The sequence below is a fragment of the Paenibacillus konkukensis genome, assembly GCF_023523925.1.
Lineage (GTDB): Bacteria > Bacillota > Bacilli > Paenibacillales > NBRC-103111 > Paenibacillus_S > Paenibacillus_S doosanensis.
Window position 1 is genome coordinate 6,120,157 of record NZ_CP027059.1, and the last position, 16,738, is coordinate 6,136,894.

Below are 16,738 nucleotides of genomic sequence, written 5' to 3' on the forward strand. Positions count from 1 at the left end.
CCTCCTCGTATAGTATTTCTAGAACCAAGTTTTAAGCCGATTTCCAGTTCCCATGGGAACTGGCCGCAAACTTTTCGATTTCCAGTAAATCGCACCTTGAAAATTGCAAAAGGGACTGGACTTTCCCGCATGCCTCTGGACAATAGATCATAGGGATCTATCGGGGAAATTCTTTCTCCTCCTGTAGCACGTCTACATTTCTAAGTCTGTTTCTCCGGTACGTGTCTGAGCTTCTGACCCGCTGGCCGTTCCCTTCGGCACCCCATGCCTGGCCTAGCAAGCCAGGGCAGCTCATGGACCGAAGCGTGTTCTTATAGGCGAGGGTGATTGATCTGCGCGTGCGCCGGAGGCATCCCGGAGAGTCTATTCCCTGCATCCCTCATCGAAAGGAGGAAATTCCATTTGACGCTTTTTGTCGGTATTGACGTCAGTTCGAAAGAACTGGAAACGTGTTTCATGAACACAGACGGGGATAAGCTCGAGACCCTCACAGTGAAAAACAATCTGGAGGGGGCTGCTCATCTGCGAGATCGCATCGTTGCCTTAGCGGACAAGCACGCGGTCTCCGAGATTCACATTGGGCTTGAATCGACCTCGGTCTACAGCTGGCATCCCGCCATGTACCTGCATAGTGACCCTACACTCCAGGAGCGCCATACCAAGGTCTTTACCATGAATCCAAAGTTGGTCAGCAAGTTCCGAGAAACCTATCCCGACCTGAATAAAACCGACCGGCTTGATGCCTGGGTGATTGCGGACCGTCTGCGCTTCGGGCGGCTGACAACCACCATTGTCATGCAGGAGCAGTATGTTGCGCTCCAGCGTTTAACGCGCATGCGGTTTCACTTGATCCATAACCTGACGCGCGAGAAACAGTACTTCTTGCAAAACCTGTTCTACAAGTGCAATGCCTTCACGACCGAAGTCGAGAGCTCGGTGTTCGGCCATGCCATCCTTGAGATGCTCTCCGAAAAGTACAGTCTGGACGACATCGCGACGATGGATGTCGGCGATCTGGCCGACTACTTGCGGGACAAGGGGCGCAATCGCTTCCCGGATCCCGAGAACGTCGCGCGCTGCATTCAGAAAGCGGCCAGAGCCTCTTACCGGCTGTCCAAAGTCGTCGAGGATTCCATTGATCTTGTGCTGGGTACATCCATTCAAGCAATCCGGAGCATCCAGGCTCAGCTCAAGGATTTGGACAAGGCGATTGAGCAAATTCTCGAGACGATCCCTGGCTCCCTGTGCCTGCGTTCTGTTCCCGGCATTGATCGCGTCTATGCCGCTGGCATCCTTGCCGAGATCGGTGACATCGAGCGCTTTAGCGACCAAGCCGCTGTCGCCAAGTATGCTGGCCTCACCTGGCGCAAGAGCCAGTCTGGCGCCTTTGAAGCCGAAGACACCAAACGGATTAAATCCGGCAACCGATTCCTTCGCTATTACCTCGTTGAAGCTGCCAACTCGGTAAAGAACCGCGATGAAGAATTCGGCGAGTACTACCGGAAGAAATACAAGGAAGTGCCCAAGCACCAACATAAACGCGCCCTCGTCTTAACCGCAAGAAAGCTTGTGCGTCTGGTCGATGTGCTGCTACGCAACGGCCAACTCTATACGCCACGGAAGAAGGTGACGCCTGCGAAGGATTAACGCCTCCTTTGCTAAAGTCCCTGGCATAATTCCCAGTTAAAATCTGGATATTATCTCGATTTTTCGCTGGGTTTAGTTTGAGCTGTCCTTTTTTCGGCACTCCCAGCTGTTACAGCCAAGAAAATTTCCAATTCCACCGATTCGGGGACTTGACATCATACCGCTGGACTTAGGTATGGGCTTGCAGGAAAATTGTGACATGAAATCCGGGAAAAATATAGACTGATACTGAGCGGTTTGTTATGATGTTGAATAAGGAGTATCCGAATTTCCGGACTCCCTGAACGTATGAGTGAAAATCAAATACTACACATGACGGACCGCTGAAGCAGCGGTCCTTTTTGTATATTTCGGTGCAAAGGTAAAAGATGGGATCGACCTATTGAGCCGGGAATAAAGTTAGTGGTAACCTTGATTTAGTAGAAGGATTTTCCAAATATATCATTTTCAACATTAGCTCATGCTTGAGATTTCAGCCTAATACAGAAATTTAATAAAGATGGGAAGGAAGCGGTAAAATGGATGTTTATATCGACGATCACAAGCTGATCGAGGAGATTAACAAACTTCATTATCGGCAGTTTCTGGAAGTCCATATATCCCCTGATGATAAAGATATTTTGGTAGTGTTCGGCAGCTCGGATGTTCCGGAACCCAATTATGCATTCGATGAATATAACCGGTCGATTTGGAAGTATTCCCTGGCAAGCAAAAGCTGGATTCAGATGACATCGCCGGAGGAAGATTCGTCAAAGGTGGCCTGGTGTCCTCTCGGCCTGAAAATTGCCTTTGTATATTTGAACAATGGATAAAAAGAGCTCGGCATCATGAACCGGGACGGATCGGATAGGAGAATATTAACACAATCCACATTCGGCGGCAGAGACCCTTTCAACGGAACAACATTATGCTGGTCTCCGAACTCTCAACACCTGGCTTATGTAGTGATGCCTAATGGCAGCAAATACGGATTAGCCAAAAAAATGAAAGAGAAATATAGAAATCCTGATGATATTACTATTTATAAGGGCGGCGATGATTTATATAAAAAAATGCGTCTGGAGTTATCGGTGTTTGAATCCGAATTGCATCTTATAGACGTGAACACGCTTGAGGACCGGAAAGTCCTATCGGTCAAAGAGAAAATGATAAAATTGGAACAATGGTTTCCTGAAGGGAATAGCCTGCTGATTTCAATAGGGGATGAGCTTTGCCGATTAAACTTGGACAATGGTCAATGTACAAGTCTATATAAAGGGCGCATCGAATTAACCCAAATGATAGGCAGCGAGATTCTCATGGCTAGACGGGCGGCAAATGAAATACAGGCAGGGAAAATTACCGACGGTGAATTTCAAATTGAAAATGCAGTACATTCCCCAGGTTATAATAACCAATTGCATACGTGGTCGAATGATGGAAAGTATATCGTTTTCAGCGCCCAGAACGGTGTTACGAATGCATTGTATACGATATCAACTTCGGATTCTCAAGTGAATCAAATTACCCCTATAAATCATGCAGTATGGTCGCCCAGACATCGCGCAGGAGCAAAGAGCTTTCATTATTCCAATAACCTTGCTTTCCCGCTGGGAAATCCAGGCTCCGCTACAGAAATCGTTGTTGCCGATATTAACGGAAACTTTATTGCCACAAGTGAATTGAATCAAAATGATCTCTTTGCAGACCTGAAAATTGAGATTGTACATTATAAAAGCGGTGATAATTTAGTTGAAGGAATTGTCGTTTTGCCTCCCGGCTTCAAGATACAAGTCAAAAAAAGCCCGACATTAGTATTTTTACATGGAGGACCGGCGAATGGTACAGTAACCGCAAGCTTGACGGAGCTCATTTCGGCGCGGGGTGAAAGCGCCGCATTTTATCTTGCGCTGCATGGTTATGCCGTTTTTCTGCCGAATTTTAGAGGTAGCAGCGGTTACGGCGATACGTTTATGGAGGAGGCGAAGGGTGCAAGTTTAATGTCTGCACCCTATGAAGATGTCATTGCAGGCGTTAAGCATCTTATTGATCTAGGAATTACGGACCCCGACCGATTGGGAATTTACGGATCAAGCTTTGGGGCTATGCTGGCAACGTGGACTGTTGCTAAAACATCCATATTTAAAGGTGCGGCTGCAGCCGTCGGTATTTATGATCTTCTATACGATGACCGATATGGCAATAAAGGCAGCTATGAAGAAAAGTGGGTAGACAAACAAATATACAAAATGAATTCGCCGATTGAGCAGGTTAATGATATTGAAGCACCTGTACTTTTTTTCGAAACCAGCGCAGAGCGCTCGCTCTATGGCAGTGTAGCCACTCCGTTCATAAACGGATTGAGATCCAAAAACACGGAAGCCTATTTAATTTGCTATCCAAAGGCTTTCCATAATGGGGGATGGAATGATATTTACAAAAAAGATTATATGAAAAGACTTCGGCTTTGGTTTGATCATTGTATTCACGGCAAAGATTTGCCTGGAAGCTTTTATGAAGCATAAACTGCGGCTTGCGGTTGATTTACATAGAAAACCGCGCCAATATTTCATACATCGGCTGATGGTTCATCCGTGTGCGGTACAGAACGAACTGTGAGCAGCTCCATGAAGATTCGCCGCTTCGCATCCATTCGGAATCCAGCTCGGCAGCCGGAGGGAAGGGCGATTCGTCCGCATACTTCCTCGCTATAGTAATATGGGGGCGGTAAGGCCGATCCTCCGGCCGGAAGCCGAGGGGCGTCACCGACTGCTCGATGCGGGACTGCAGCGAATGCAAAGCGTCCAGCTCCCCTTGCACGCCCATCCACAGCACGCTCGGAGCGAGCGGTCTGCCGAACGTGCCGAGGCGACCGAGCTGCAAGCGGAACGGCGCTCCCGCAGACGCCGCATCGTTCATTGCCGCCTTGACCTTGTCGGCTGTCACGGTGTCGGTGTCGCCGAGAAAGGTCAATGTGATGTGCAGGTCGTCCGGATACACCCATTTGCGGAAAGCCAGTTTGGGCTGCAATTGCTCCATAAGCTTGCTCAGCTCGCTTCGCGGCTGCGGAGGAACGGGAATAGCGATAAAAAGCCGGTCTTTGGTCACAACTGCTTCCTTCCTTCTCTCATTGAAGTTTCATCTTCATCAGCATTTCCGGCAGGTTGTGAAATATGTATCAATGATGTGAAGAATGCGCATAACTACTTGATGGATAGGGACAAACTTGCTATCATAGCCATATCATATCAAAAGATGCTGATGCTAAAAACAGGTGAAGGTGTGAAACCATGACAAAACGCGCGTACAATTTTAACCCGGGTCCAGCCGCTCTGCCGCTTGAGGTGCTGCAGCAAGCACAGGAGCAATTCGTCGATTACAATGGAATCGGCATGTCCTTGATGGAAATTTCTCATCGCAGCAAAGAATACGAAGCGATCAACGCAGAGACGCAGGCGCTCTTGCTGGAGCTTCTCGGATTGGAATCCGGATATAAAGTATTGTTTATGGGGGGCGGAGCCAGCACGCAGTTCGCTACCATTCCTTTGAACTTCCTGAAGCCGGGCAAGGTCGGCAGCTATATTATTACCGGCAGCTTCTCGGAGAAAGCCTATGAAGAAGCGAAAGTGTTAGGGGAAGCGGTTATCGCGGCATCCAACAAGGAAGGCAAGTGGAGAAGTCTTCCGAAAGCGGAAGACCTGCGGATCGATCCGAATTCGGCTTACGTTCATATGACGACGAACAACACGATCGAAGGCTCGCAGTTTTCTTATATTCCGGAGACGGGCGGCATTCCGTTGATCGGCGATATGACGAGCGGCATTTTGAGCCGTCCGATCGACGCCAAGAAGTACGCGATGATCTATGCGGGAGCGCAGAAAAACCTGGGTCCGTCCGGCGTGACGGTAGCGGTGATCCGCGACGATCTGCTGGCGGACGAGCCTAAGCATGTTCCGGTTATGCTGCGATATTCGACGCATGCGAAGAACAGCTCGCTCTATAATACGCCTCCGGTTCACTCGATCTATATGGTGAATCTGGTTTTGAAATGGGTGAAAAACAACGGCGGCGTCGCGGCGATGGAGAAAAACAACATCGAGAAAAGCAAGCTCGTATACGACGTCATCGATGCGAGCGGCGGCTTCTACAACGGTAACGTCGATGCCGACAGCCGTTCCATTATGAATATTACGTTCCGCTTGCCGAGCGAAGAGCTGGAGAAGCAATTCGTGAAGGAATCGGAGAAGCATAACTTCGTCGGTTTGGCGGGACACCGCAGCGTTGGCGGCATTCGCGCGTCGGCTTACAACGCCGTGCCGTACGAAGCTTGCAAAGCGCTGGCTGATTTTATGGCCGACTTCCAGAAGCGCAACGGATAAGGAATCGAACGGGCAGTCCTTGCTGCACAAGGGGGACTGTCTTTTTCTTTTGCGGGCGGGCGGCTCGATAAGAAGCGCCGCTTCGGTGACAGCAAGCGGCGCTTCTCGGGCCAGGCAAAATAAGAGAGGGAGCTTGAGAACGGGGCGGGCTTAAGCGAGCGATTCTTTAACTGCAGGCTCCGCCAGCTTGTAGCCGACATTGCGGATCGTGACGATATATTCCGGGTTGCGGGCGTTATGCTCGATCTTATCGCGCAGATGGCTGATATGCACGTCGACGATGCGCGTATCCCTGAGAAAATGGTAGTCCCACACGCCGTGCAGCAGCTGCTGGCGGCTTAACACTTTGCCTCGGTGCTTGCAGAGAAACAGCAGCAGATCGAATTCCTTCGGCGTCAGCTCGATAATTTCGCCGCGCAGCGTCACTTCACGCTGATCGGGTTGAATTTCGATCTGGCCGATCGTTACCGGAGTGTTCTCCGCAATGGACGGCAGCGTCTGAATTCGGCGCAGAATGGCTTGAATCCGCGAGATCAGCTCCTGCGGGCTGAACGGTTTCGTCATATAATCATCCGCTCCGTTATCGAGGCCGGCGATTTTATCGGATAAGTCCTGCATGGCGGTCAGCATAATGATCGGCACGAGATTGTTTTGTTCGCGCAGCTTGCGGCATACTTGAATACCGTCCATTTTGGGCAGCATAAGGTCCAGCACGATAACATCGGGGCGAAAATGCTGAATGGCCGGAAATACCGCTTCGCCGTCATATACGCAATGCACCTCGAAGCCTACCAGCTTCAGGTTAAACTCTATTAGCATCGAAATGGAAGGTTCGTCGTCTACGACAAGAATTTTCTTCTTCATCCTTCGAATCTCCTTTTGTCTAAGCGCTTGATAACTTTATTATGCCGGATTACTATCAACACGATATTAAGATCAAGTAAACCGAGTGTAAAATTTTTTGTACAGAGAGGCGGGTTATACACAGATGGCTTTTCATATCGTATTGGTCGAGCCGGAAATTCCGGCGAATACGGGCAACATCTCAAGAACGTGCGCGGCGACGGGAACGTGGCTGCATCTGGTCAGACCGCTCGGATTTGATACGGATGACCGCACTTTGAAGCGGGCCGGGCTCGATTATTGGCATTCGGTCAAGCTCGAATATCACGATTCGTTTCAGGAAGTGAAGGATAAATACAAGGACGGCCGTTTTTTCTTCGCGACGACGAAGGCGGATCGGCTTTACACTGATTTTACATTTCAGGACGGCGACTTTCTCGTCTTCGGCAAAGAGACGAAGGGACTGGCGCCGGAAATATTGGCGGAGCATCCTGGACAATTAATGAAGCTGCCGATGTCGGATGCGGTCCGTTCGCTGAATTTGTCCAACTCCGCAGCGATCATTTTGTATGAAGGCTTGAGGCAGACCGGCTTCCCGGGATTGCATTAAAAAAACGGTGCAACCGATTCGAGGGGCAGGCTCAGCGAACTTTTTCACAGTACTTCTAGAGGTATGGCAGGAATTTTGACATATTCAACGAATAGTATAATGACAGGCTGCAATCCGATGGTTACGGTTGTCGGCTAGGATTGTACTGTTCGTTTTTTTTTGCGTTGGAAAGACGAAAGAGAGGTGAATTTATGATGAAACCAGCAGGTGTAGTTAGAAAAGTCGACCAGTTGGGCCGGATTGTGCTTCCGAAATCGCTGCGCAAGCGTTATCAGATGAATGAAGGGGACCCTGTTGAAATATTGGTTAGCGGAGACCACATTATTTTGGAGAGATACCGTCCGCGCTGTGTGTTCTGCAGTTCCATGGAGCAGGTCAGCGAATTTAAGGAGCGCCATATTTGCGGGGAATGTCTTGCAGAGATGGGCGCGATGAAACAAAAGGCATAGTTCGGGGAAAAGCAGAAAGCATCACGGAGTCCTTACAACGTAAGGAGCGTGATGCTTTTTATCATGATTGGAAGGAAAAGCCCCTTACAGGCCTTTCGTCTTGTCGTCATTATAAGCTGCAGTGCACATTGCTACAATAAACATTAAGAATACTAAAATGACAATCCAAAATGTTGCTGACATCGGATGCACCCCCTGCACATTATTATAACCAATGCTAGGCGAAAAAAATATTACCAAAATGTGAACATTTATTTAAAAAACAAGAAATGCGTCGGCAGCAGGCGCAATTTTCCGTCGGAAGGGCGATTGATGATCTGGCCTTCATAAATCAGGCTGGAGGAGCCGCCGCCGTCCAAATTGTACGCATCCTTGACACCCATCGCTAACAGCTTGTCTTGAAGCTCGGCGAGCGTAGCTCCGGAATTGCCCCGTTCGTCATAACCGTCGGTAACGAGGAAAATCAACTGGTCGTTCTTGAAATTGCCGACCACCGTTCTCGGGGCGCGGGCAGGAGAGGTCTGCCACTGCGGCGGAATCGACTGCTTCTTGCCGTTCTGCAGCAGAACGGGAACGAAGGTGGCTCCGAACGCCGGACTCAGCTTATCCAAATCCTGCTGCCGGGAGAAGCGCCCTCCGATCAGCTTGCGGTCCGTGCTCAAGCCCACGAAGGCCAAATCTTCAAACGTCGGCTCGAAGCCGTATACGTATTTGCTGTTGTAGACGGTCGTGCTGAGCGGATAGCGTTTGCCGGTTTTGCTGTCGTCGGCGAAGCCTCCGGCGTTAACTCCCGCGACCGCGCCATAGCGCCGGGCCGCGTCGAGCGTCGTTTCGCTGCCGCCGACGGCATCCTTGCCGAGCACCATCTTCATCGCCTTGTCCGATTTCATATTGACTTTGAGCGCGTAGCCCTTATAGTTCGAATCGCTGAAGTTGTACAGCTTCAGATCGATGTTCGAGCTGACGGTTTGTCTGGCGAGCTTCCCGCCGAGCTTGGAGCTAATGCGCGAATCGAAGACGGCTTCGGGCTTGGCGGAGGCTGCCTCGGCCGTCGCCACCATCGCAGTCACATCGGAGGCGCTTTTCTCGTACAGCTCGAAGAAGCGTTCGATCGTCGACTTGGTCTGCGTCGCGTCGTCTTTTGCTTTATCGAGCTGCTCGCTTGATTTTTGCAATTCCTCTTGGATGGAGAAGTCGGTCTTGGCGATTCGCTGCAAATCCGGCAGCTGTACGGACAACTGGGATAAAAGTAAGAAAGCGACGATTCCGATAAAAGGAGCAAGGGCCAAGAGCATCGTGCGGTTAATAAGTTGAACCGGATTCATTTTGTTCACACTTCCTTATTGCAGTACATCCAGGTTTTTCTTCAGGTCGTCAAGCTTTTTCTTCACTTCGTTCAGCTGTGTGTACAGCTGGTTGCTGTTGTCCGTCTTACTGTTGGCGCTGTCCTTGGTAAACGCCAGCAGCTCGTTCAAGGCGTCGATCTTCGTCTGCATCTTGGCCAAATCTCCGCCGACGCTTTCCTTCAACTGATCCAGCTGCTTCTTATAATCCTCCTGCACGGCCTGCAGCTGCTGATCCGTCTGCGCGGCGATTTGCTGGGCAATCTGCTGGCGCAAATGATCGGTGTACATCTTGGCGCCTAGCCCGCCGAGCGCGATGAGCAGCGTCCACGCCATAAATAACAGAACGTAGGTTCTTCCTTTTCCTTTCCGCTTGACCGGCTTGCTCGGCCGCGCCATCGGCTGCTCGAAAACGGCAGGCTCAACGGGCGTGTTCATGGTTGATTCACCTTCCTGTACTCATTCGGTGAGAGGCCAACCAGCTTTTTAAACACCTTGCTGAAATATTTCTCATCGTCGTACCCGACCATTTCGGCGATCTGCGCAATCCGTAAATGCGGGTTGAGCAGGAGCAGCTTCGCTTTCTCGACGCGGATATCGCTCAAATAGTCGGATAAATTGACTTTAAACTCTTGTTTGAATTTACGGGAAATATATTCACGGCTTAAATAAAAATGATTGGCAATCTCTTGAAGCGTAATATCCTGATGATAATGGTTTTGAATATACTTTGCAATCTCGAAGATCGCGTTGTTATCCCGATGCTGATGCTCCAGCTGAAGCTTTGCGAGAGCGGTCAGATCATCGATCAGCTGCCGTCTCCACAGCTGCGGCGACAGCGCTCCGTCCTGATCGAGCGGCAGACTGACAAAGCCCGGAGCCGCGCGGATGTTCAGCTCGGCCTGGCGCTCGCCGAACCATTCCGCCAGCCAGCGGCTGCGCAGCACGTTGTATTCGCTCTGCCAATGCCTGAACTGCTCCACGGTCACGGTGTCGAGAGCGCGAACGGCGTCCAGCCACAAGTCGACGGCTTTGCCGATCTGCTCCTCGCTGCCGCTTTTTACCGCCAGGCGGATTTGCTCGGCATAGTCGGAATAAGAGAGCAGCGGCTGCTGGGCGGAAGGCTGGCCGGCCGCATAATATATCCGCTTCTCCTTCACGCGCAGATTGCGGCGCCGGAGGGCCGACTGGGCTTCCCGGTACGCTGCCGGCAGGCCGTAGGGGAACGGCTGGACGAGGCTGACACCGATGTCCAGGCTGCTGCGCAGCGCGGCCGTGAGACCGCGCTGGATATCGGCGAGCACCGGGTCCGGGTCGGGCGATGCGCCGTACAGCAGGATGAGAATCTCCCCATCGCTGTTCCAGTAACGGTAAGCGACGCCGTGACGGCCCGCCCGCAGTATCTCGTTACATATATTCGTAACGGAAAAGAATAATAGGTCCGAGTTGGCGTCGAACTTCGCCTTTAATCCGGCGCTCATCGTATCGAAAGCGATGATGGCGAGGCGGCATTCCTTCATGCCGCGCTCAATGCCGAAGGCTTCGTCCAGCGAAGCGGCCGAAGCCTCGTACGCGGACGGCTCGGCAACGAGATTGGACAATGTCTTCTCCCAGTATACCGGACGAATCTGATTCATCTCGATATTGCTCTGCACTTTGCGATGACGCTCGTTCTCCTCGCGAATCCAGCAGTCCACCGCTTTGCCTACTGCGGCGTGGAGCTGCTCCGCGTCGATAGGCTTCAGTATGTAATCTACGCCTCCGTGCTTAACGGTATGGCGGACGAGCTGGAAGTCGTCATGCCCACTGATGACGATCGTCTTCCCGTAGGCATAATGGGCCTCCAGCCATTCCAGCAGCTCAAGGCCGTTTTTGGTCGGCATCATCATATCGGTAAAAATAATTTGCGGCCGGTGCTCGCCGATCATCTCGATAGCTTCTTCTCCGTCTTGCGCTTCCAAAATCGTATCGATTCCGAAATGGTTCCAATCGACGAGCAGCTTGACCGCTTCGCGCACATGTTTCTCGTCGTCGACAATGATCGCTTTCATGCGTTTTCCTCCTTTTCCAGCCGCGCTCAAGTTAGCCGAGCGGACTAGCCGTTCTGATGAGCCCCCGGCGCATCCAGCGGAATCAAGAGCACGATCCGCACGCCCGAAGGGCTGCATGGCTCAATCTTCATCGCTGTGCCCGGGTAGTAGAGTGCAAGCCGCGACCGCACGTTCAGCAGCCCGATGCTCTCCGCCGGCTCGGAGGCGATGTCGGGATGCTTGCTCAGCTGCCGCCGGAGCCGGGCGAGCGTATCCGGATCGATGCCGCGGCCGTTATCCTCGACGGTCAGCCGCAGCCTGTTATCCTGCGTGATCGACCCGGTAATGAGCAGCCGTCCGGTCTTCTCGCGCGGATCGAAGCCGTGCTTAAAGTAGTTTTCCGCGAGCGGCTGCAAAATCATTTTGGGCACGGTCCTATCCAGCGTCTCCTCGTCAATCTCGAACGAAACGGTCAGCTCGTTTTCAAACCGCTGCATTTGCAGCTCCAAATACGATTTTACATGAGCGATTTCTTGTTTGAGCGGGACTAGCGTTTCATTCGTATTCATACTGTAGCGCATCATCTTGGCCAGGGACGACAGCAGCGAATAAATTTTCGGCGCTTGATGCTGCAGGGCGAGCGTGCCGATCGACTGCAGGCTGTTGTACAGAAAATGCGGATTAATCTGGGCTTGCAGCGCCTTCAGCTGATTGGTCTTATTGGCCAGATCAAGCTTGTATTCGCTCACGATCAAGTTGTTGATCGTCTGCATCATCTGGCGGAAGCGCCTCGCCAAAATGCCGATTTCATCATGGCTCGTCACCTGAATGTCCACCTGCATGTCGCCGGTTTGGATTTTGCCGATATAACCGATCAAGTTTTTGATCGGAGCGGTAAACTTGAACGAAATGTACAGCGTTGCAAAAATCACGACAATCAGAAACAGACTGAAAATCATCGTGTTGATTTGGGTCAGCTCGCGAGCGTTTTTGTACAAATTTTCGTAAGGAATCCGCTTCACGAGCGTCCATTCCATATAAGGCGACGTCATCCGCTCGTATATATGGATGCCCGAGAACGGCTTGCTTTTCCACTCGAAGCTTCCTTTATCCTCGGGCATCGCCAGCAAATGCCGCACCCAATCCTCGTCCAGCGCCTTACCCCACGTCTCGCGGTCGGTTCCGTAAATCACGGTTCCGTTCCGGTCGAGAATGTACAGTTCTTCCTGTCCCGGCGTGTACAGCTGCTCGCAAATGCTGCGGATGACATCGACACTGAAGTCGATCGACAAAAAGCCGAGCTCCTGCTGCGTCAGCGCATTGCGAATGGAGCGGTGCATTGTGACGACCGTCGCAGGGGGGACGTAGAACAAGCCGCCCATTCGGTAATCATGGCTGATATGAGTAGGCTCCAGCCGCACCTCCGCGCCGTTCATCTCCGGGATGTATTTCGGTCCCGGCCCTTCGTTGCGTCCCGGATTTCCCTGGGCGATCATGAAGGAGCGGTTCGTTTTGGCTATGTATAAATACGCCTGCTTTATTTCTTTGACCGAATTGGCAATCGCCTGCACGCCGCGGAAAATTTCGCTCGTGCTGATGTAGTCCGTGTCGCCGCTTTCTATAATATTGTACAGCGTCGTGTCGTTATACACGGACAGCGAGCTTTGCTCGATTACCTTCAGGTAGTTCATAATGTTCGTTTTACCTTGGTAAATCAAATTGGAGTTGCTGACGACCGTCTCCTGCGACACTGAATGCTTGGTGAAAAAGTAGGTAATGATAATCGATGTGGCAATGGGCACGATCGTAGCCGCGAGCAGGAAGACGATCAATTTGTTGCGGATGCTGTTACGGATCATAAGTCTTCCCCTTTCTTTCACAGAGCGTCTAGGCGTTGTGCCAATGCGGTACTACAAGAGCTCGGCTCCTTGCGCAAGCTATATTGTATCAAGGGATATCAATAAATTCCACCTGATGGGTCATCATAGTCGGTGTTTTTAAACCGTCTCCGTTTCTATACTAGGGTTATACTTAACCAAAGGGGGAAAGATGCTATGAAAGCTAGGCATCGCTTGTCGGATTGGATGCTGCAGACGGTATTCGTCGGTCCGGCGCTCGTCTTTTTCTCCATTATCGTTATCGTGCCGTTTCTGATGAGCATTTATTATTCGTTCACCGAATGGAACGGAGTTACTTCTACGATCAAATGGATTGGGCTGGATAATTTCAAAAAAATCATTGTGGACGATCAAGATTTCCACTCTTCATTTTGGTTTACGGCCAAGTTTACCGTAACGAACGTGCTGCTGGCCAATCTGGTCGGCTTCGCGCTGGCGCTGCTGCTGACGCAGGCGCTGAAGAGCCGCAATGTGCTGCGAACGGTGTTTTTTATGCCGAATGTGATCGGCGGCTTGCTGCTCGGGTTCATCTGGCAGTTTATTTTTGTCAAAGGGTTCGCTACGATCGGCGAGCTTACGAATATCGGTTTTTTCCAGCTTCCATGGCTGGGCGACGCGCCGACGGCGTTTTGGGGACTGGTCATTGTCAGCGTATGGCAGACGGCCGGATATTTGATGGTCATCTATATCGCCGCGCTGGCGAACGTCCCAAGAGACATTGTCGAGGCGGCTTATATCGACGGCGCGAACCGCTGGCAGACGCTGCGCACGATTACGTTTCCGTTGATCATGCCCGCCGTCACGGTCTGTCTGTTCCTGACGATATCCTGGGCGTTCAAAATGTACGACCTGAACGTTTCCTTGACCAAAGGCGGGCCGTTCAACTCGACGCAATCCGTGGCGCTCAACATTTACGATGAAGCGTTCCGCAACAACCGGTACGGACTCGGAACCGCCAAGGCGTTCCTGTTCTTCATCGTCGTGGCGCTCATTACGATGATTCAAGTGTGGACGACCAAGAAGAAGGAGGTTGAAGTGTAATGGAAGCGAAAAGCACTTACAATCTTCGCTTGCTGGGATTGGAAATTGTAGGCATCATTGTCGGCTTGCTGTTTCTCGTCCCGTTTTACTTCGTCATTGTCAACTCGATGAAGACATTCGGAGAAATTCTGATCAACTCGTCGAGCCTTCCGAGCTCGCTTAATTTCAGCAATTACGTCAAAGTATGGGACATCATGAAGTTCCCGAAGGCATTCCTGAACTCGCTGCTGATTACGGTGTTCAGCAATCTGGGACTGGTCGTGATCAGCTCGATGGCCGCTTACCGGCTGGTGCGCCGGCCTTCCCGGTTCAATAATCTCGTCTTTCTCGCGTTCGTCGCGGCGATGGTCATTCCGTTCCAATCGATTATGATCCCGCTTGTCCGCGTAGCGAGCGAGGTCGGGCTGATGGACAGCATTCCGGGCTTGGTCGTCTGTTATTTCGGCTTCGGAGTCTCGCTGAACGTCTTCCTGTATCACGGGTTCATTAAGTCGATTCCGATGGAAATCGAGGAGTCGGCTACGGTAGACGGATGCACACCGTACGGCGTGTTCTGGAAAATCGTCTTCCCGCTGCTCAAGCCGATGACGGTCACGATCATCCTGCTGAACAGCCTGTGGATTTGGAACGACTTCCTGCTGCCGATGCTCGTTCTGAACAGCCCCGATCTTAGAACGATTCCGCTGACGACGTACTCGTTCTTCGGACAATATACGAAGCAGTGGGACTTGGCGCTGGCTGCGCTCGTGCTCGGCGTCCTGCCGATCGTCATCTTCTTCCTGGCGATGCAGCGCCATATTATCGAAGGGATTACCGCCGGCTCCGTCAAAGGATAAAGAGGGCGGGGGCGTCCGCAGCATGATGATGCGGTCAACAGGTTACACCTTTTCGTTCAATATAGTCCGTGTTCGAAGAGGGTCCGATTTCTTACAATAAATACAGGAACAAGCAACAAAGATAACTTTTACAAAAAAAGGTTTGATAAAGGGAGGTTTCTTAGAATGAAAAAGAAATTTGCGGTTCTCGGTTTGACTACAGTGATGCTGGCTTCTCTGATGGCGGGATGTGCCAAGAGCGGTACGCCGGCGCCTGAAGCCGGAGGCTCGAATGCCGGAAGCGGCGGAGCCAAAAACGTGACGCTCAAAATGTTCCAGTTCAAGGTAGAGATCGCCGAGCCGCTCGCCAAGCTGGCCGCCGAATATGAGAAAGAAAATCCGGGCGTCAAAATTCAGATCGACACGGTGGGCGGAGGCTCGGACTACGGCGCCGCGTTGATGGCGAAGTTTAACTCGGGCGACAAGCCGGATATTTTCAACAACGGAGGCTTTTCCGATCTGGACAAATGGATTGAGCATCTGGAGGATTTGTCCGACCAGCCGTGGGTGAAGGATATGGTAGCGGTCGCCAAGGAGCCGATGACCAAGGACGGCAAGCTGTACGGACAGCCGCTCAACCTGGAAGGCTACGGCTTCCTGTATAATAAGGATCTGTTTGCGCAAGCGGGCATTACCGAGCTGCCGAAGACGCTGTCCCAATTGGAAGCGGCCGCGCAGAAGCTGCAGGACAAAGGCATTCAGCCTTTCGTCAACGGCTACGGCGAATGGTGGGTGCTGGGCAACCACTTCGTGAACATTCCGTTCGCGCAGCAGCCCGATCCTAACGCCTTCATCGACGGTCTGAACAAGGGAACGGCCAAGTTCCAAGGCAACGCCGCGTTCGAAAACTGGGTGAAGCTGTTCGATCTGCAGCTGAAATACGGCAATAAAAACCCGCTGCAAACCGACTACAAAACGCAGGTGACCGAGTTCGCCACAGGCAAAGCCGCTATGACGCAGCAGGGCAACTGGACGCAGCTGCAGCTTACGCAGACGAACCCGAACATCAAGGTCGGCTTCCTGCCGATGCCGATCAGCGACGATCCGGCGGCGAACGACAAGCTTCCGGTCGGCGTGCCTAACAACTGGGTTATCAACAAAAACTCGCCGAACAAGGATGAGGCGAAAAAGTTCCTGAACTGGCTCGTAACCTCCGATATCGGCAAAAAGTATATTACCGAAGAATTCAAGTTCATTCCGGCGTTTACGAACATCCCTGCGGATGAGAAAATTCTCGGACCGCTGGCCGCCGATATTATCAAATACAGCAAAGAAAACAAAACGCTCAGCTGGAACTGGTTCAAGTTCCCTGGCGGCGAAGCGAGCAGCCAGAAGTTTGCCGCGACGATGCAGGCTTACGTGGCGAAGCAGAAGACGAAGGATCAAATGTTCGACGAGTTCCAAAAAACGTGGGACAGCTTGAAAAAATAAAGCAGACCGACCGACTCCCCGGCCCCTTGGCCGGGGAGTTTTCCGATTGTTTGGGGAGCGATGCGCCATCATGTCCTTGCGGTTAACAGGGGATAGGTTCGGCGGTCGCCGCGGGTCGCTTACGCTTTTTACAATAAAGAGAGCTTTAGGAAGCAATGGAGAAGAAAAGGCTACCAAGGAATGATTAGGGAAGTAAACCGCTAGTAAACCCGC

General features: G+C 51.6%; 15 protein-coding genes. 9 read left to right on the forward strand and 6 right to left on the reverse strand.

Features of this window, described 5'->3' with window-relative positions:
* Positions 1-402 precede the first annotated feature (402 nt).
* The 3 genes from SK3146_RS26625 to SK3146_RS26635 all read left to right on the forward strand — a co-directional run bounded on the left by SK3146_RS26625 (position 403) and on the right by SK3146_RS26635 (position 4,151).
* Positions 403-1,647, forward strand: coding sequence for an IS110 family RNA-guided transposase (locus SK3146_RS26625; protein ID WP_249860219.1), 1,245 nt, complete (start codon positions 403-405; stop codon positions 1,645-1,647).
* A 518-nt stretch (positions 1,648-2,165) separates the two neighbouring features.
* Positions 2,166-2,459, forward strand: coding sequence for a hypothetical protein (locus tag SK3146_RS26630; protein ID WP_249861604.1), 294 nt, complete (start codon positions 2,166-2,168; stop codon positions 2,457-2,459).
* A gap of 15 nt (positions 2,460-2,474) precedes the next feature.
* Entirely contained in the window at positions 2,475-4,151 is a 1,677-nt protein-coding gene (locus SK3146_RS26635) for a S9 family peptidase (protein WP_249861605.1), read from the forward strand.
* 19 nt (positions 4,152-4,170) lie between these two features.
* On the opposite strand, the gene thpR is transcribed toward SK3146_RS26635, so the two are convergent.
* Positions 4,171-4,734 (reverse strand): RNA 2',3'-cyclic phosphodiesterase, encoded by a 564-nt coding sequence (gene thpR / locus SK3146_RS26640; protein WP_249861606.1) that lies wholly within the window; start codon positions 4,732-4,734, stop codon positions 4,171-4,173.
* A 182-nt stretch (positions 4,735-4,916) separates the two neighbouring features.
* Here thpR and serC point away from each other — a divergent pair, with 182 nt between their 5' ends.
* Positions 4,917-6,005: a 3-phosphoserine/phosphohydroxythreonine transaminase gene (serC, locus tag SK3146_RS26645; RefSeq protein WP_249861607.1), complete on the forward strand. Its 1,089-nt coding sequence runs from the start codon at positions 4,917-4,919 to the stop codon at positions 6,003-6,005.
* Between the two features lie 150 nt (positions 6,006-6,155).
* On the opposite strand, the gene SK3146_RS26650 is transcribed toward serC, so the two are convergent.
* Complete coding sequence (locus SK3146_RS26650; RefSeq protein WP_249861608.1) at positions 6,156-6,869, reverse strand: response regulator transcription factor; 714 nt, start codon at positions 6,867-6,869, stop codon at positions 6,156-6,158.
* A gap of 124 nt (positions 6,870-6,993) precedes the next feature.
* On the opposite strand from SK3146_RS26650, the gene SK3146_RS26655 reads away from it, so the two are divergent.
* Both SK3146_RS26655 and SK3146_RS26660 read left to right on the forward strand, forming a co-directional pair.
* A complete protein-coding gene (locus SK3146_RS26655; RefSeq protein ID WP_249861609.1) occupies positions 6,994-7,458 on the forward strand; it encodes a tRNA (cytidine(34)-2'-O)-methyltransferase in 465 nt (154 codons plus the stop codon).
* 194 nt (positions 7,459-7,652) lie between these two features.
* Complete coding sequence (locus tag SK3146_RS26660) at positions 7,653-7,907, forward strand: AbrB/MazE/SpoVT family DNA-binding domain-containing protein (protein ID WP_249866453.1); 255 nt, start codon at positions 7,653-7,655, stop codon at positions 7,905-7,907.
* Positions 7,908-8,158: 251 nt separating this feature from the next.
* Here the strand turns inward: SK3146_RS26660 and SK3146_RS26665 are convergent, their stop codons facing one another.
* Genes SK3146_RS26665 through SK3146_RS26680 form a run of 4 tightly spaced genes read right to left on the reverse strand, consistent with a single transcriptional unit; the run spans position 8,159 to position 13,139 of the window.
* Positions 8,159-9,232: a phosphodiester glycosidase family protein gene (locus SK3146_RS26665; RefSeq protein ID WP_249866454.1), complete on the reverse strand. Its 1,074-nt coding sequence runs from the start codon at positions 9,230-9,232 to the stop codon at positions 8,159-8,161.
* 15 nt (positions 9,233-9,247) lie between these two features.
* A complete protein-coding gene (locus tag SK3146_RS26670) occupies positions 9,248-9,688 on the reverse strand; it encodes a hypothetical protein (protein ID WP_249861610.1) in 441 nt (146 codons plus the stop codon).
* A complete protein-coding gene (locus tag SK3146_RS26675; protein ID WP_249861611.1) occupies positions 9,685-11,301 on the reverse strand; it encodes a response regulator in 1,617 nt (538 codons plus the stop codon). The genes SK3146_RS26670 and SK3146_RS26675 overlap by 4 nt, the downstream gene beginning before the upstream one ends.
* A gap of 44 nt (positions 11,302-11,345) precedes the next feature.
* Complete coding sequence (locus SK3146_RS26680) at positions 11,346-13,139, reverse strand: cache domain-containing sensor histidine kinase (protein WP_249861612.1); 1,794 nt, start codon at positions 13,137-13,139, stop codon at positions 11,346-11,348.
* Between the two features lie 195 nt (positions 13,140-13,334).
* Between SK3146_RS26680 and SK3146_RS26685 the strand changes: the two genes are divergently transcribed.
* The 3 genes from SK3146_RS26685 to SK3146_RS26695 all read left to right on the forward strand — a co-directional run bounded on the left by SK3146_RS26685 (position 13,335) and on the right by SK3146_RS26695 (position 16,525).
* Entirely contained in the window at positions 13,335-14,219 is an 885-nt protein-coding gene (locus SK3146_RS26685) for a carbohydrate ABC transporter permease (protein WP_249861613.1), read from the forward strand.
* Positions 14,219-15,055 (forward strand): carbohydrate ABC transporter permease, encoded by an 837-nt coding sequence (locus tag SK3146_RS26690; protein ID WP_249861614.1) that lies wholly within the window; start codon positions 14,219-14,221, stop codon positions 15,053-15,055. Before SK3146_RS26685 ends, SK3146_RS26690 begins: the two co-directional genes overlap by 1 nt.
* 165 nt (positions 15,056-15,220) lie before the next feature.
* Positions 15,221-16,525 (forward strand): ABC transporter substrate-binding protein, encoded by a 1,305-nt coding sequence (locus SK3146_RS26695; RefSeq protein WP_249861615.1) that lies wholly within the window; start codon positions 15,221-15,223, stop codon positions 16,523-16,525.
* The last annotated feature ends 213 nt before the right edge of the window (positions 16,526-16,738 follow it).

Excerpts from the sequence above, each read along its gene's own strand:
- SK3146_RS26630 (WP_249861604.1), top strand. The coding sequence starts at position 2,166 with ATGGATGTTTATATCGACGATCACAAGCTGATCGAGGAGATTAACAAA.
- SK3146_RS26635 (WP_249861605.1), top strand. The coding sequence starts at position 2,475 with ATGAACCGGGACGGATCGGATAGGAGAATATTAACACAATCCACATTC.
- serC (WP_249861607.1), top strand. The coding sequence starts at position 4,917 with ATGACAAAACGCGCGTACAATTTTAACCCGGGTCCAGCCGCTCTGCCG.
- SK3146_RS26650 (WP_249861608.1), bottom strand. The coding sequence starts at position 6,869 with ATGAAGAAGAAAATTCTTGTCGTAGACGACGAACCTTCCATTTCGATG.
- SK3146_RS26655 (WP_249861609.1), top strand. The coding sequence starts at position 6,994 with ATGGCTTTTCATATCGTATTGGTCGAGCCGGAAATTCCGGCGAATACG.
- SK3146_RS26660 (WP_249866453.1), top strand. The coding sequence starts at position 7,653 with ATGAAACCAGCAGGTGTAGTTAGAAAAGTCGACCAGTTGGGCCGGATT.
- SK3146_RS26665 (WP_249866454.1), bottom strand. The coding sequence starts at position 9,232 with ATGAATCCGGTTCAACTTATTAACCGCACGATGCTCTTGGCCCTTGCT.
- SK3146_RS26670 (WP_249861610.1), bottom strand. The coding sequence starts at position 9,688 with ATGAACACGCCCGTTGAGCCTGCCGTTTTCGAGCAGCCGATGGCGCGG.
- SK3146_RS26675 (WP_249861611.1), bottom strand. The coding sequence starts at position 11,301 with ATGAAAGCGATCATTGTCGACGACGAGAAACATGTGCGCGAAGCGGTC.
- SK3146_RS26680 (WP_249861612.1), bottom strand. The coding sequence starts at position 13,139 with ATGATCCGTAACAGCATCCGCAACAAATTGATCGTCTTCCTGCTCGCG.
- SK3146_RS26685 (WP_249861613.1), top strand. The coding sequence starts at position 13,335 with ATGAAAGCTAGGCATCGCTTGTCGGATTGGATGCTGCAGACGGTATTC.
- SK3146_RS26690 (WP_249861614.1), top strand. The coding sequence starts at position 14,219 with ATGGAAGCGAAAAGCACTTACAATCTTCGCTTGCTGGGATTGGAAATT.
- SK3146_RS26695 (WP_249861615.1), top strand. The coding sequence starts at position 15,221 with ATGAAAAAGAAATTTGCGGTTCTCGGTTTGACTACAGTGATGCTGGCT.